The organism is Algoriphagus taiwanensis (assembly GCF_036245645.1).
GTDB lineage: Bacteria > Bacteroidota > Bacteroidia > Cytophagales > Cyclobacteriaceae > Algoriphagus > Algoriphagus taiwanensis.
The window spans coordinates 132,543-147,457 of record NZ_BTPE01000011.1 but is presented as its reverse complement, the minus strand read 5'-3'; the positions used below and the strand labels follow the sequence as shown (position 1 = coordinate 147,457).

The 14,915-nt window shown below is 45.2% G+C and carries 12 protein-coding genes; 10 read left to right on the top strand and 2 right to left on the bottom strand.

The window, feature by feature from the left end; all coding sequences use genetic code 11:
* From AAA938_RS15255 to AAA938_RS15245, 3 genes are all read left to right on the top strand, one after another.
* Positions 1 to 273, top strand: a complete 273-nt coding sequence (locus AAA938_RS15255; RefSeq protein WP_338229609.1) for a hypothetical protein — start codon at positions 1 to 3, stop codon at positions 271 to 273.
* 107 nt (positions 274 to 380) lie between these two features.
* A complete protein-coding gene (locus AAA938_RS15250; protein ID WP_338229608.1) occupies positions 381 to 1,727 on the top strand; it encodes a dihydroorotase in 1,347 nt (448 codons plus the stop codon).
* Between the two features lie 9 nt (positions 1,728 to 1,736).
* On the top strand, positions 1,737 to 2,573 hold the full coding sequence (locus AAA938_RS15245) for a DUF6671 family protein (protein WP_338229607.1): 837 nt from the start codon (positions 1,737 to 1,739) through the stop codon (positions 2,571 to 2,573).
* A gap of 5 nt (positions 2,574 to 2,578) precedes the next feature.
* Here the strand turns inward: AAA938_RS15245 and AAA938_RS15240 are convergent, their stop codons facing one another.
* Positions 2,579 to 3,967 carry a sulfatase family protein gene (locus AAA938_RS15240; protein WP_338229606.1) on the bottom strand — a complete coding sequence of 463 codons (1,389 nt, stop codon included), beginning with the start codon at positions 3,965 to 3,967 and terminating at the stop codon, positions 2,579 to 2,581.
* Between the two features lie 60 nt (positions 3,968 to 4,027).
* Entirely contained in the window at positions 4,028 to 6,466 is a 2,439-nt protein-coding gene (locus AAA938_RS15235; RefSeq protein ID WP_338229604.1) for a DUF5686 family protein, read from the bottom strand.
* A 583-nt stretch (positions 6,467 to 7,049) separates the two neighbouring features.
* On the opposite strand from AAA938_RS15235, the gene AAA938_RS15230 reads away from it, so the two are divergent.
* The 7 genes from AAA938_RS15230 (at position 7,050) to AAA938_RS15200 (ending at position 14,834) form a co-directional block, all read left to right on the top strand.
* Positions 7,050 to 8,051, top strand: a complete 1,002-nt coding sequence (locus AAA938_RS15230; protein WP_338229603.1) for a GRP family sugar transporter — start codon at positions 7,050 to 7,052, stop codon at positions 8,049 to 8,051.
* Between the two features lie 25 nt (positions 8,052 to 8,076).
* Positions 8,077 to 8,985 (top strand): ribokinase, encoded by a 909-nt coding sequence (gene rbsK, locus AAA938_RS15225; RefSeq protein WP_338229602.1) that lies wholly within the window; start codon positions 8,077 to 8,079, stop codon positions 8,983 to 8,985.
* 11 nt (positions 8,986 to 8,996) lie between these two features.
* The gene (locus AAA938_RS15220; RefSeq protein ID WP_338229601.1) at positions 8,997 to 10,361 is read left to right on the top strand and encodes an ADP-ribosylglycohydrolase family protein; all 1,365 of its coding nucleotides are present in this window, start codon (positions 8,997 to 8,999) and stop codon (positions 10,359 to 10,361) included.
* 21 nt (positions 10,362 to 10,382) lie between these two features.
* Entirely contained in the window at positions 10,383 to 11,582 is a 1,200-nt protein-coding gene (locus AAA938_RS15215) for an MFS transporter (protein ID WP_338229600.1), read from the top strand.
* 277 nt (positions 11,583 to 11,859) lie between these two features.
* Positions 11,860 to 13,086 carry a hypothetical protein gene (locus AAA938_RS15210; RefSeq protein ID WP_338229599.1) on the top strand — a complete coding sequence of 409 codons (1,227 nt, stop codon included), beginning with the start codon at positions 11,860 to 11,862 and terminating at the stop codon, positions 13,084 to 13,086.
* A 65-nt stretch (positions 13,087 to 13,151) separates the two neighbouring features.
* Positions 13,152 to 13,601 (top strand): nuclear transport factor 2 family protein, encoded by a 450-nt coding sequence (locus AAA938_RS15205; RefSeq protein WP_338229598.1) that lies wholly within the window; start codon positions 13,152 to 13,154, stop codon positions 13,599 to 13,601.
* Positions 13,602 to 13,730: 129 nt separating this feature from the next.
* On the top strand, positions 13,731 to 14,834 hold the full coding sequence (locus AAA938_RS15200; RefSeq protein ID WP_338229597.1) for a serine hydrolase domain-containing protein: 1,104 nt from the start codon (positions 13,731 to 13,733) through the stop codon (positions 14,832 to 14,834).
* Positions 14,835 to 14,915: the final 81 nt, after the last annotated feature.

The window sequence follows — 14,915 nt, the reverse complement described above, 5'->3', positions numbered from 1 at the left end:
ATGTCAAAGAGAAAACCTAAATCCCAAGAAATCCAGAAAACAATTCTCCCCATAGGCGAGGATGTTCCCAAAACAGGAGTCCCCGCTCCTCAACCTCCACTATCTAAAGCTCAGAAAAGACCAGGAACTGCCGACGAAAGATTCCAAAAAGACGATGGTTTTGGTCCAAAAATCGGTCCCAAAGGCCTAATGCATAAAATAGATGCAAGTACCCAACAAGATCTCAAGGACCTGTCCAACAAGGTGGCTTATGGTGGGAAATTTAAAAAATAAAAGCAGAAGGTTCCGATGGGGATTTTCCTGGGCTTCTGGGTCGAGAATTTAGGATTTGGACGCTTCCTGTCTTTTCTTTGTAAGCCCAAGCAATCCTTTTCCTACTCATGAGCAAAACCATCCTCATCCAGCAAGCCAACCTAGTCAACGAAGGTAAAATCCAAGTAGCCGATGTCCTTATTTCAGGAGAATTCATCCAAAAAATCGGTCAAATCCCCGCAGAAGAAGCCGAAGTCGTGGTGGATGGACGAGGCAAATATTTGCTTCCAGGAGCCATTGACGGACAGGTACACTTCAGAGATCCGGGCTTGACCCATAAGGCAGACCTCCACTCAGAAAGCAGGGCAGCCGTAGCCGGAGGAGTCACTTCCTTCATCGACATGCCTAATACCCGACCCAATACACTTAATCTGGACTTGCTTGCTGAAAAGTACCGCCTGGCATCAGAGAAGTCTCTGGCAAATTATGCTTTCCTGCTCGGGATCAATGGTGAAAATCTCGAAGAAGTCCTTCAGTGGGATACTTCCGACCTTTTGGCTATCACAGACGATGGGCTTTATTTTTCCGGAAAAGGAAATATCCTCGCCGATCGGCCTGACATGCTGGAGAGAATTTTCTCCACCTACAAAGGCATCATTGCCATCCATTCTGAAAAAGAGGAAATCGTAGAGAAAAACGAGGAAGCTTACCGTGAAAAATATGGAGATGATGTCCCAGTAAAATTTCACCCTATCATCAGAAGCGAGCAGGCCTGCTTTGAAGCGACGGAAAGAGCCATTGCTTTGGCTGAAAAGCATGGAGCCCGACTCCACATTCTTCACTTGAGCACGGCCAAGGAGACTTCACTTTTTAGAAATGATATTCCGCTTAAGGATAAGAAAATCACCACCGAGGTATCAGTTCATCACCTTTGGTTTACGGATGCCGATTACGAGGAAAAAGGCACGCTGATCAAGTGGAATCCTGCCATTAAAACCCAAAAGGATGCTGAAGGCTTACTGGAGGCCCTGCTGGATGATCGAATTGACCTGATCACGACCGACCATGCTCCCCATGCGATCGAAGAAAAGCTGAAACCTTACTTCCAGTCCATGTCCGGCGCTCCCTTGGTACAGCATTCGGTGGTTTGCTTGCTGGAGTTTCACAAGCAGGGCAAAATCTCCTTGGAGAAAATCGTGGAAAAGATGTGCCACAACCCTGCAATTCTTTACCAAATCGACCGACGAGGCTATATCCGGGAAGGGTATTATGCCGACCTGACCCTGGTGGATTTGGATTCTCCATGGACAGTAAGCAAGGAAAATATCCTTTACAAATGCGGTTGGTCGCCCTTGGAGGGCACTACTTTCCAAAGTCAGGTAATCAAGACCTGGGTCAATGGGAATTTGGTCTTTGATCAGGGCACCTTTGACGACAGCAGCAGAGGAATGGCCTTGGTGAAAAGTAAATCCTGAGGGACCCTCATGTTTGCTGGCCGCACCTTGGTTTTGGCTACCAAGCACCAAAAAGAACAGGTGCTTGGCCCTTTGTTTGAAGAGGTGCTTGGAGTGAGGGTAATCGTTCCGGAAGATTTAGACACCGATTTACTGGGCACATTTTCGGGTGAAAAGGACCGGGAGGATGATCCACTGACGACGGCTAAAAAGAAATGCGATTGGGCTTTGGAACTTTCGGGGGCTGATTTGGCCCTGTCCAGTGAAGGTTCTTTTGGGTCCCATCCCTCCCTGTTTTTCCTCCCTGCCAATGAAGAATGGCTGTTTTTTTCTGACCGGAAAAACGGTTGGGAAATCCACATCCGGCATCTGTCTACAGAGACCAACTATTCCCACTTGGAATTTGATTCTTGGGAGCAACTGGAAAACTTTGCGAAGCAAGTCCAATTCCCCAGTCACGGCCTGATCCTGAGAAAAGCAAAGAAAAGCTTGGAAGGCATGAGCAAGGGAATTGTAACTTGGGAAGCATTAAAAGAGAAAGCAGAGCAGCTGCTAAATGCCTTTGGGAAAGGGTATGCAGAGACTGACATGCGAGCCCACCTCAACCCCACCCGTATGCAGGTGATTCGGGAAGCCGGAGAGAAACTTTTGCAAAAAATCCAATCCCTCTGCCCAGCATGTCAAACTCCAGGATTTGGAGTGACTAACTGGGAGTCAGGCCTTCCCTGTAGCTGGTGTGGCAGCCCGACTAGATCTATTTTGGCCGAAATCAGAACTTGCGGGCATTGCAGTCATCAAGAGCGGGTTCTTTTCCCCAAAGGAAAAACGGAAGAAGACCCCATGTACTGCGACCGCTGCAATCCTTGAGGAATTTATTGTGAATCTTCCGGCAGAAGCTTTTTTCTTTCCTTCAAAAAAGCCTCGATTTGAGCTTCCATCTTTTTCCTCAGCTTGGCTAGATCAGTTTGGAAGGCAGGATTACTAGCCAAATTGTTTTGTTCCAAAGGATCAACATTCAGGTCATAGAGCTCCTCCCATTCCGGATCATTGATGTAGCGGAAATATTTCCAACGCTCAGTCCGGATCGCCTCACTGGGTGCGATGATCGGGGTCTGCCATAGGTGCTCGATAAGAACCTCATTTCTCTTCCCCAGAGCAGAAGATTGGAGCGAAAGTCCCTGATAAACTTTGGGAATTTTAGCTCCCGCCAGTTCCAAAATAGTCGCTGCCACATCGATGTTCAGAGCAAATCCAGACTCTCGCTTACCTCCAGCCGTTCGTGGGTCAAAGACCAGTAAAGGAACCCGAAAAGAATTGTCGTACATCAGCCACTTGCCTGCCAGCTGCCTTTCACCAAGAAAATACCCATTATCACCCATAAGAATAATCACGGTATTCTTATCCATTCCTTTTTCAGCCAGAACCTTTCGAATCTTTCCGATTTCAGCATCTACCTCTGAGATCATTCGGTAGTAGCCTTTGACGCTATGCTGATATTTTTCCGGCGTATCATAGCGCCAATACCAGCGGGTTCGATTTTCTCCTGTCCGAACGTATTCCGGCTGAGCTAAGAACTCCTCCTCTGAAGCCATGATCGGGTCGGGAATCACCACGTCTTCATACAAATGGTCAAATTCCGGAGACCAGAAGTATTGCAATTCGGCCGGATCATGAGCATGGGGTGCGCTAAAGCTCAGAGACAGCATGAAGGGCTTTTCGCTGGGAGCATTCTGAATAAAATCAATGGCTTGCTGTCCAGTAAACCGGGTCAGATGAACCGTATCTTGTCCTATTGTTTTGAAAAAATACCCTCTTCGATCTTTAAATTTCCCATTTCGGTCGTAGTCTTCTCCTTCATCAAAAAGCTCGGAAAATCTGGGGTAATTCACTCCAAACTTGCCGAAAAACCCGGTGTAATAGCCCGCTTTGCGAAGCTCGGCTGGATAGGATTGATTCATAAATGGCTCCTTGATATCCCCTTGCCCAAAGGTGTAGCCGTGTGTTCGCTCATACAGTCCGGTGAGAATACTCGCCCTGCTTGCCGCACAAATCGGAGTGGTGACAAAGGCATTTTCGAAGTAGGTCCCCTCGGAGGCCAAGCGATCCATTTCGGGAGTTTGGATGATCGTATTTCCGGCAAAACCCAAGGCATCCCAACGCTGATCGTCAGTCAGGATAAAGATAATATTGGGTGAATTCTGCTGAGCAAACGACTGAAAACATCCCAAAAAGACGAAGAAAAGATAGGTAAACTTGGCCATCAGACAATTTAACCCAAAATCTCCAAGAACAGCACCCTGCACTATCCCGAAAAAATTACCTTAAAATGCTGCGGTAAGAGATAAAGTAAATCTCAGGTTATCTCTAGAATCCGGCAAGGCATAGGGTCCATATCTGTAAAAAAACCCTATTCCCCATCCCTGAGAATTCAAACCAGAATTCAGTTTAATCAAGTTTGCTATTTCCAATCCTGACTCCCAATAGCCCCTTTCCATGGTTTGGAAACGGATAAAATCATAGCGGTCAGGATTGCTTAAGGATCCTATGGCAAAGCTTTGGTGAAATTTAAGTTGAGGGGCGATGGAAACCCCTTTGCCCTTTTTTGTGAAAATAGGGCCAGTAAGGTGGGCATAATTGACATGAAGGCTTCTGTCCGACAGAAATTCATAGACCTGCATGGTTTGTAAAAAACCCGGAAATACCAAAGGAAGATCAAACCCTTCCCCCGCTTGAACCTGGATTCCATATCCGGTATTCAGGTAGGAAACAGGAAGGTCAGAACCCCATATCCCTTGAGCGGTCATATGCAACTGATGAAGAGAATTACCTGCACTCCATTGGTGCTCAAACTTGAACTCCGAACTCAAAAAATTAACATTCCCCCCCAATAAATCAGGAATTGATTTGCTCAATCTAAATCCGATAACCGGATAAGAAAGCGTCATGGAAACAATATCATTTCCGACACGGGTGGTCGATTCTCCACCCACATAGTTTAGCTCTACTCCTGCCTCAGTAGCAGTAAACCTACTGACATACTCATCGGGAGGACTTGACTCCGCAAAATCCAAAACATTGACCCGGTTTTCCACTGATCCGATCAGTTTGTACCTGAATCCCTTCAAAGGCATTTGGGAATACGATACAAAATACCGCTGCACTTCATCGACTCTGCTAAGGAGAAAATTCCTGTAAACCAATCCTGAGGTAGTGAATGACCTACCTCTTGGAAGCAGTGTCCTCCCAGGCTCTTCGATATCCTGACTGTAGCCTAGCTGGAAACGAATATCCTGCTCGGAATCAAGTAAAAAACCAAGAGATCCTCCATATTTCCATGCTTTATCCTGAAATCCGTAGCGGAAATAGCCCTCCAATCTGAATAAATCCGAAAGTGACTGACTGCTTGACAAGCCTAATCCCAGTCCAAAGCGCTCGTATTGATTGAAGCGAAAAATCCGGTTGGGAAGAACATCCACAGCTCCCAATCTCACCCGACCGGTACTCAGATAGGCCAGGAAATTGGCTCCGCTATTTAGTCTCCTTTTGATCTTTGGATCCAAATTGTCAAACCTTTGGTAGGTCAAAAATTCCCGTGTACTTAAAGAGTCCATACGCAACTGAGCCCAATCCTTTTCCCCCTTGGCTAGGTCAAAGGTCACACCTATTGGGCTTATCTTTTCTTTAGGGTCAAGGTCGTTGATCCTGATGTCGGACAAAAAGGTCTGATTAACTAATTTTACTTTCTTCGATTCAAAATCCAGCTCTGAAAAGACGTAAATACTGTTCATTTGCTCAGGAAACCAATGTTCTCCATCGAACCTATTTTTTTGCTGTATTTCAAAATTAATCTGACCAACCTCTTCAGCAGGTTTGAGCAGGAAGTTTTCCAAGGCGTACAGCCGAGAAGAGATGTAAAGCAAGCCTTTTCCCAACCGATAAGATTTTCCACTTTTGGGCTGATAGCTGATTAGGTAAGTTTTACCCCAATCTGTCTGTAAGCTATCCTCCAAAAAATAATCGTATTTTCTCATTCCATCCTCAGAAATAGGGTTTACGAAAGGAATTTCGAGGATTTTTATATGGTCTGAGTAAACCGAAAATGGCTGAAAACTGGTCGAAACAGCGGCAAAAATTGGGTTTTCGATTCCTGATATTTTTGAAGCTTGGACGTTTTCATTCCGCTTTCCGGGGCTTTTGAATTTAACTTCAGAGTAGGTTTCGGACATGAAAAGATGCCCTCCTTCCAGAAAATTTACCAAGCTGTCATCTACTTCGGGATTTTCGGTCAGTCCATCTAGAGTCACAACCATTTTATTGTAGCTGGCATACCGGAATGACTTGAGCTTTTCGGGATTATTGATATCCCGGTTGGCAATTGCTTTCCTCACAAGGGCCAAAGCTGGATTTTCTCCTGCCGAAAACTCAAAAGTTTCCAATTCCTGGGTCTCCTGCACCAAGTAAACCATTGGATTTCTTTTTAGGCGGGAAAAAGTGACTTCCTGTCTTTGATAGCCTACATGGGAAAAAATAAGGACATCCCCTTCCTGAAAACCTGAAATAGAGAAAGTGCCTCTGACGTCAGAAGTGGTCCCTGTCCCCTCTTTGTTCTCCACTTTGATGTGAACAAAAGGAATGGGCTGTCCCGTTGCTTGGTCGAATACCTGAAAACTTTGTCGTCCTGACTGCGCAAAAGACACATTTATCAACCAAAAGAAAGTAAGGACTTGAAAAAAGGCAACCTTCGAAGTGATCGTTTGCATAGTCAGTCAAGTAAAGTTGAGAAAATTAACTGCCCCTCAATCTGAAAAGTTGGCCTACTTACATCAAAGCAGAAATTTTAGGGCTCGATGAGGAAAATTGGACTTGAGTTTTTTTGATTCGTAACTAGCTGGATTGTCCAATTTTTCCTTTTTGAAGGCATTCCTTCGGAAAGAAGTGCTTGCTAAAACTATTCAATAGGAAGACTCTTACCGAGGGAATAGAGCATGTCACCCTTGGTGAGATCGCGAAAGCCTTTGCATCACATTAAGAATTGAAGACCACCTATACTCGCAAAAACCTAAGCTGTTGTAGTGAGAAGACCTTTTCTGCACTAATAAGACTTAGAACCTTCTTTTTTCTTCAGTGAAGTGAAATGAGCTCTCCCTGGCAATCGGCCAAAAGGGAGGAATTGATTTGGGCGATTTTTACTTGGCAGAAAGAGTCCTCAGCAAAATATTCTTTCAAGAAAGTGGCTAATCACTTGGTAACCTGTGGAATAATCACAAGATTTATTCAGGCCAATATCAATCTTGAGAATCAATGTTTTCCCCTTTCTTTCAGCCCAACTAACCTGTACTCCCCATGTTTGTCATTGAAACTTACACTACTGCAGTGGTATTCAGCCTGATCACTATGCTCTGCTGGGGTTCTTGGGCCAATACCCAAAAGCTGGCCTCCTCGTCCTGGAGGTTTGAGCTATTCTATTGGGATTATGTCTTGGGAATTGTGCTTCTATCCTTGATTTTTGGACTCACTTTGGGAAGCATGGGCACAGAAGGCAGGAGTTTTATTCCTGACCTGGTCCAGGGAAATCAGGAATCCCTCTTATCCGCATTTTGGGGAGGGATCATCTTTAATGCTGCAAATATTCTCTTAGTCGCTGCCATCGCTATTTCAGGAATGGCTGTAGCCTTTCCGGTGGGAATTGGGCTGGCATTGGTGATCGGAGTGATTGTAAACTACCTGGAAAATCCCATAGGCAATATCACCCTTCTTTTTGTAGGGGTAGCTTTGGTTGCCCTAGCTATTTTGCTGAACGCTACTGCTTATCGAAGCCTCAATCAGTCCCAATCGAGCCAACCCACCAAGGGGCTGATTTTATCCTTGGCCGCGGGGATACTGATGGGCTTTTTCTATAAATACGTGGCTGATTCCATGTTTTTGGACTTCACCCATCCGATACCAGGCAAACTCAGCCCTTATTCCGCTGTTTTTGTTTTCTCCCTGGGGATATTTTTCAGCAATTTCTTTTTCAATTCCTTTCTTATGAAAAGGCCCTTCCAAGGAGTTCCATTGAAATTTTCAGCCTATTTCCAAGGCTCTTTCCTAACTCACCTGACGGGAATTCTGGGAGGGTCCATTTGGTGCATGGGAATGTCTTTCAGCATCATTGCAGCAGACAAAGCCGGGCCAGCCATCTCCTATGGTCTAGGCCAAGGAGCTACCATGGTGGCGGCATTTTGGGGAGTTTTCGTCTGGAAGGAATTCAAAGATCTTCCACCTTCCAAAAACTCCCTGCTGTACCTGATGTTTGCTTGCTTTCTGATCGGGCTGGGCCTGATCATTTATTCCAAATTGGCCTAAATTCCCATCCCAACCACTTCCATCTATGCCAAATATCCTCATTGTCGGAAGCTCAAATACAGATATGGTCGTACAGACCGAGCGCTTTCCCCTGCCTGGAGAAACCCTCACTGGAGGTGAATTTTTCCTTTTTCAGGGAGGAAAAGGGGCCAATCAGGCTGTAGCATCAGCTCGGATGGGCGGAACTGTCCACTTTCTCACCAAACTGGGCAAGGATATGTTCGGACAGCAAACCCGCAAATCTCTGAGGGATGAAGGCATTTCCCCGGACTTGATTCTGGAGGAGGAGGGGATTGCCTCAGGAGTAGCTTTAATCTTGGTGGAAGATTCAGGAGAAAACCAAATTGTAGTAGTACCCGGTGCCAATGGAAAACTTTCACCTGAGGATTTAACCAAAGCCATCCCCTTTCTGGAAACAGCAGACCTTCTTCTTTGCCAACTGGAAACTCCAATTCCAACCGTCGAGGCTCTGGCTCAACTGGCTAGAAAATTTGAAAAGAGGCTTATTTTGAATCCAGCACCTGCTCAAGCCCTCCCAGAAAGCCTTTATCAAAACCTCTTTTTAATTACGCCTAACGAAACAGAGGCTTCCTTGCTTTCCGGAATTGCTTTGGAAAAGGAAAGTTCGCTCAGTGAAATCGGAGACTGGTTTTTGTCAAAAGGAGTTCAGAATATTATCCTGACTCTGGGAGAAAAAGGGGCCTATTTTCACAATTCATCCAGACAGTTTCTCATACCAAGTCAAAAAGTAAAAGCCATAGACACCACGGGAGCAGGTGATGTATTCAACGGCACCCTGGTTGTGGCTCTTGCAGAAGGGATGGACTGGGAAAAAGCCATACAAACTGCCAACCGAGCAGCAGCGATATCTGTCACCCGTATGGGTGCTCAGCCTTCGATTCCCTTTCGAAGTGAAGTCTATGGAAAACAATAACCCTCTAAATCATGAGCCCATCTCGCCTAGTTTATAGCCAATTTCTGTTCATACTTTTCCTAATCGGAGCATGCACGCCCAAGCCAATTCCAGAGACTAATCCCGGTCTGAACTATTCGGATTACAATCCAAAAGAATCTGATTTAGTCCTGGACAGAAACGACTATGCCCACCGGCTGGAAGGCTTTTGGCTGGCCACCTGCATTGCCAATTGGACCGGACTGGTGACTGAAATGGATAAAATCGGTAATATAGGAGAAATCCAAACCGGCCCCTTTTACACCCGGGAAGATTGGGGAAAGCCTGACCAGCCGAGCATTTGGGCAGAGGGAATTCCGAGCAATCTTTCCCCCACCATCGATTTTGTATTTGCCGATCCGGATACCCTTTGGGGAGCCGATGACGATACTGACATCGAATACATCTATCAGGAACTGCTGCTCACAAATCAGACTTCCATGCTCAGTGGAAAGCAAATCAGGGAAGGCTGGCTCAAACACATCAAAGTAGAAGAGGAAAACTATCTCTGGGTATCCAATCAAAAAGCCTTTGATCTCATGCGGGAGGGACTGGTTCCTCCTGCCACCGGGGACCCGGCCAATAATCCGGAATTTGAAATGATTGACGCCCAATTGACCACGGAGATATTTGGGCTATATGCTCCCGGAAGGCCGGATATTGCCATCAAAATGGCCAAGCTCCCCATCCAAACCACCGCCAGAAACGAGAGCCAATGGATCTCGGAGTTCTACGTGAGCATGTTTGCTCTTGCAGCAGGTTCAGACCCCTCAATTCCCATAAAAACCCGAATTTTAGCCATCGCTGAGCAATCCAAATCAGTCCTCCCTACTGACTCCTACCCTGCCAAAATGTATGAATTCGTCAAGGCCAAGTACAAGGAAGGCATCTCTTGGGAGCAAGCGAGAGATTCAGTTTACTACCGCTACCAGGTAAACCAACTGGATGGCTATGATTTGACGGGTAGAAACTTGTATTGCAATGGATGCTTTGCAGCGGGAATCAACTTTGCAGCGAGCCTGGTCAGTCTTTTCTACGGAGAAGGCGACCTGATCGAAACAATCAAAATAGGATCGCTGGCAGGTTGGGATTCCGACAATCCCACTGCCACTTGGGGAGGATTGATCGGCTTTATGCTGGGTAAGGAGGGAGTGGAAAAAGCCTTTGACCGAAAGTTTTCCGACAGATTTCATATCCATCGGACCCGGGTGGGTTTTGAAGGGGAGGGTATCGATACCTTTCAAAATATGGCCAAAAAAGGAGTCTGGATCGTCGATCGGGTGGTTCAGGAGGAGTTAAAGGGAGGAGTTGACCCAAAAAAGAACCAGTGGTATATTCCTACCTCGGATAATTTTTAAGCCTCAGCTACCCGACTTTTTATGGCAAAATCCAGCTCTCCGGTTCTCTTCAAAAAAAGCATTTTACTTTTGGTTATTTACATGGCCTTTATCAGTCTTGGCCTTCCGGATTCGCTATTGGGAGCCGCATGGCCGGCTATGTTTGAAGATTTGGGTGTCCCTGTGGATTACGGAGGAATTATCTTCATGATAATTGCCGCGGGAACGGTAGTTTCAAGTCTGCTCAGCGGGAAAATTCTGCAGATTCTGGGTTATCCCCTGATGATCACCCTCAGCGTGTCCATGACGGCCTTGGCTTTGATGGGATTTTCATTTTCTGGGGAATTTATCTACCTCTGCCTTCTGGCCATTCCCTTGGGACTGGGTGCAGGAGGAGTAGATTCTGCACTCAACACTTATGTTGCCATAAATTATCAAGCCAAGCAGATGAATTGGCTGCACAGTTTCTGGGGAGTCGGGGCCGCCATAGGCCCAATAATCATCGGAAGCTATCTGGCACAAGGGAATTCCTGGTCCGAGGGCTACAGCACCATTGCCTCTATTCAGTTGGGACTTGTTTTGATTTTGGCCTTGTCCTTTCCTCTTTGGCTCAAATCCAAGACCAATGAAGAATCTTCTGAGGAAGAAGGTTCCTCCGGCTTTTTTTCTTTACTTCGACGCCTTCAGGGATTAAAACATGCCCTGTTTGTCTTCTTTTGTTATTGCACGATTGAGGCCAGTTTTGGCATGTGGGGAGCCAGTTTTTTGGTTTTTGTGAAAAATTACGAGGTAGATCAGGCCGCCCGCCTCACTTCTCTTTATTTCTTCGGAATTACCTTAGGACGCTTTTTCTCGGGGTTTTTAACTGCTCATTTTACCAACAGGCAATTGGTCTATTTGGGTCAGGGAGTGATCGGGTTGGGTTTGGTTTTTTTGCTGCTTCCATTTTCAATTACAGTAATTCCAGGTTTCCTTCTAGTGGGGCTAGGTTGTGCACCGATATTTCCGAGTTTGCTTCATGAGACCCCAGCCAATTTTGGAGAAAAACACGCACAAAGCATCATGGGATTACAGATGGCAAGTGCCTATGTGGGAATTACACTGATGCCTTTTCTCTTTGGGAAAATTGCCATTTATACGGGGTATGGATTTCTCTTGGGCTTTTTGGGCATTTTTCTTTTCCTGATTATCGGAATGACGAAGCGGATGAATGCGAAAGTTGACTCCTCCTCTGCCAATTGAGCTTTGATTTGAAAAAAGCTTTAAGAAAACGCTAGCCCAATTAGAGCCTTCCGAAGAAAAATCAGGATAAATGCAAGTTCAAAGGCTTAGCCTATCCTAACTAACTGCCAAAACTTATTCTTTGGGAATAAAAGGAGAGAGCGACCGCGCTTTTCTCAAAAATATACTCCAAATCCCCCTGAAAAATTTTGCTCTTGAATCGGTGAAAATTGATCAAATCAGATAGTTAAACCAAGAAATTGTTCCGATTTTCATTCGTTCTAACCAACCACTAACTATGAAAAATTTTTATTCTTTGAATCAATTTCTCCGTCTTTGGATGGGAATTTACATTCTTCTGATTGCTTTTCCTTTTCCCATACAATACATCCCAATTCTTAATCTGCTGACCACCTATCTCTATGATATTCCCAAAGAATGGGTGGTTTTGTTTTTTGGGCAAAAAATCCTGGGCTGGGAGGAGATTTCTAAAATTAAGCTTACCGGAAGTGGGGATACCACCTTTGACTTTGCTTTTTTGGCATTTGCGGTTGTAGCCTCGGTTTTGGTGGCGGGAATCATTTTTTTATCAAAAGGCAGTAAGTCCGAATACAGCAATTTTTATCGCTGGGCACTTCTTTATGCGAGATATTTCGTTGGGCTATCCTTGTTTTCCTATGGTGCCATCAAATTCTGGAATGGCCAATTTCCCGGACCAAACATTGGCACCATGGAAGTAATGTATGGTGATATGTCCCCCATGGGATTGGCTTGGAGGTTCTTTGGGTTCTCAGACACATACAAGTTCTTTATGGGCATTTCAGAAATCAGTGCCGGACTTTTAATTCTATTACCCAGAACCAAAGTCTTTGGAGCCTTGCTTTCGATTGGGGTTTGCCTAAATATTGTTTTGGTAAATTTTTCTTTTGATGTCCCTGTAAAAATATTTTCCAGTCATCTGCTATTCTTTTCCATTCTGATTGTTCTTCCTTATGCCAAATCATTGTTTGAGTTATTTTTCCTGCACAAACCGGCCCAATTGGAAAAAGAACAGCCTTATTTTCGAAGTAAACGAGGCAAAATAGCCTGGGTGATAATCAATTTCTTTTTTGTGGGATTAATTTCATTCGGCACGTTGGCCAATCATCTCTACTTTCAATTGACCTTTGTACCCACCCATCCTTGGCAGGGCTTTTATACTGAATTTAAAACAGAAAGTCCATTTCCCTTTGAGCGACTGGTGATAGACGATAAAGCTTTATCCTGGGGAAGTGAATCCAAAATCACCAAGTACTTTGTCATCCAAAAAATGGATGAAAATGGGCTGATTGTCTTCGCAAGCTCCATAAATGAACCCAATGTCAACACCTTGGAGGTTCAAGAAACTTCAAATGGGGAGGTATTGCTTGTCCTCAATATGGACAATCAGACCTTCAAGGCCCAAGCCAAAAGAAAGAAGAAAGAGGAATATCCCCTTATCCAACGTGGGTTTAATCTGATTCAAGAATATCCTTATAATCGGTAAATTACCTATTCGGCAACTCAATGCTACCCTTTCCATATCGAATCCTAAGCTAAATCTTCCTACTTATGAAAACGCTTTTTCTCCTTTGCTTCTACTTTTGCTTCATCTGTCAGGGATTTTCCCAAGGCGACACTCAGGCCGCCAAAAACAGCCTAATCCAACTGGATCTTGGCTGGGAAAAAGCCCTACTTTCCTCTGATGTTAGCTTTTTGGAAACTCTCTTGGCGGATGATTTTATCTGGGTGCATAATCATGCCGGAATGATTGATGGTAAAAAAGAAGTTTTGGCCCGAGCCAAGCGGATTCAGGGAGGCCAAGTGGATAATACCAAGGGCCGCGTGTCCAGTGATCAGAAAGTAGTCATTTTGGGACAAACCGGAATCGTATCCGGCTACACTGTGGTGGACCGAGGCCCAAGCCCCACGAGGTACCATTTTATGCGAACTTACACTTGGCTAGACGGAAAATGGAAGCTCTTGGGAAACCACACCATGGCCATTCCCGAGGAGGAATAGACGGTAGGCAGTAAGCAGTTTTCAGATAGCAAATTCTTTGATCATTGAATTTGATGCTCATTGATTTTTGTCAAGCTCCAACTCTAAAGTCCCTCTAATTCGAATTAAAAACCTAAGTCCTTTCCTTTTATGAAACTCCTGCCCTATCTATTCGGAATCACCCTATTGACTGGAACCTTCATTCAGGGGAAGGGCCAAAACTTCCGGGAGGTTCTTCAATCTGAAATCACGGAGTCCAATCCGGGGATCCTCTTTACCCTGGAATCGGGAGATGAAAGTCTTTCTTGGTCTGGCGCTGTGGGAATCAATAATGCGGCAATTGGAGATTCATTGGAAACCGCGCAGACTTTCCGGATTGCCAGTGTGACGAAAACCTATGTCGCAGCAGGCATTCTGAGACTGATGGAGAACCAGATTTTGAGCCTGGATGACCCGATTTCAAAACATATCTCCCCCGAGCATGCACAAATCCTTGCTCAGGATTATGCTCTGGACCAAATTACCATTCGTCAGATTCTCAGACATTCGGCCGGATTTTTCGATCACACCAATGCCTCTGAGTTTTTTGACATTGTCCTAGGCACTCCTGAATACGAATGGACCCGCACTGAACAACTCAGGATGTGTGTCGAAAAAGGAGAACCCATCGGTACTCCCGGAGGACAGTTTAGCTACTCGGATACGGGATATGTGATTTTGGGAGAATTGATCGAAAAGTATACCGGCAAATCGCTGGACGGAGGAATCAAGGAACTCCTTGGGTTGGAAGATTTGGGACTGGATAGAACAGACTTCGAAAGAATGGATTCCGAAACTGACCGACTCCGAATTCACCAGTATTTCCAAGGAAGAGATACCTATGCCTTCAGCCCCACGATGGATTACTTTGGAGGGGGTGGGATTGTCTCCAACTCTCAGGAGTTGGTGGATTTCTTCCAGGCTTTGTTTCAGGGAAAAATCTTTGAACAAGAGGAGACCTTACAAATCATGCTTGAGCAAGTGACTTATGAAACCAAAGCCCGAATGGACTACCAAATGGGCACGTATAAGGTAAAAGTTAATGGATTAGACGCCTTTTGTCACTCGGGATTTTGGGGCACCCAAGTGGTTTTTATCCCCGAGCTAGATTTGTATATGGCTGCCAATTACTCCGGAGGTTGGAGAGGAAGTGCGGTGGCGCCGATTTTCGGGAAGATTCTTTTGGAAAAAGAGAAAAGCCAACCCAAACTTTAAAATCCATTTCCCTAATAGGAACCTTTTAAATAATTGGCATTCAAGGGATCCCCAATCCAGCCTCCCAAATATTTCAGCTAG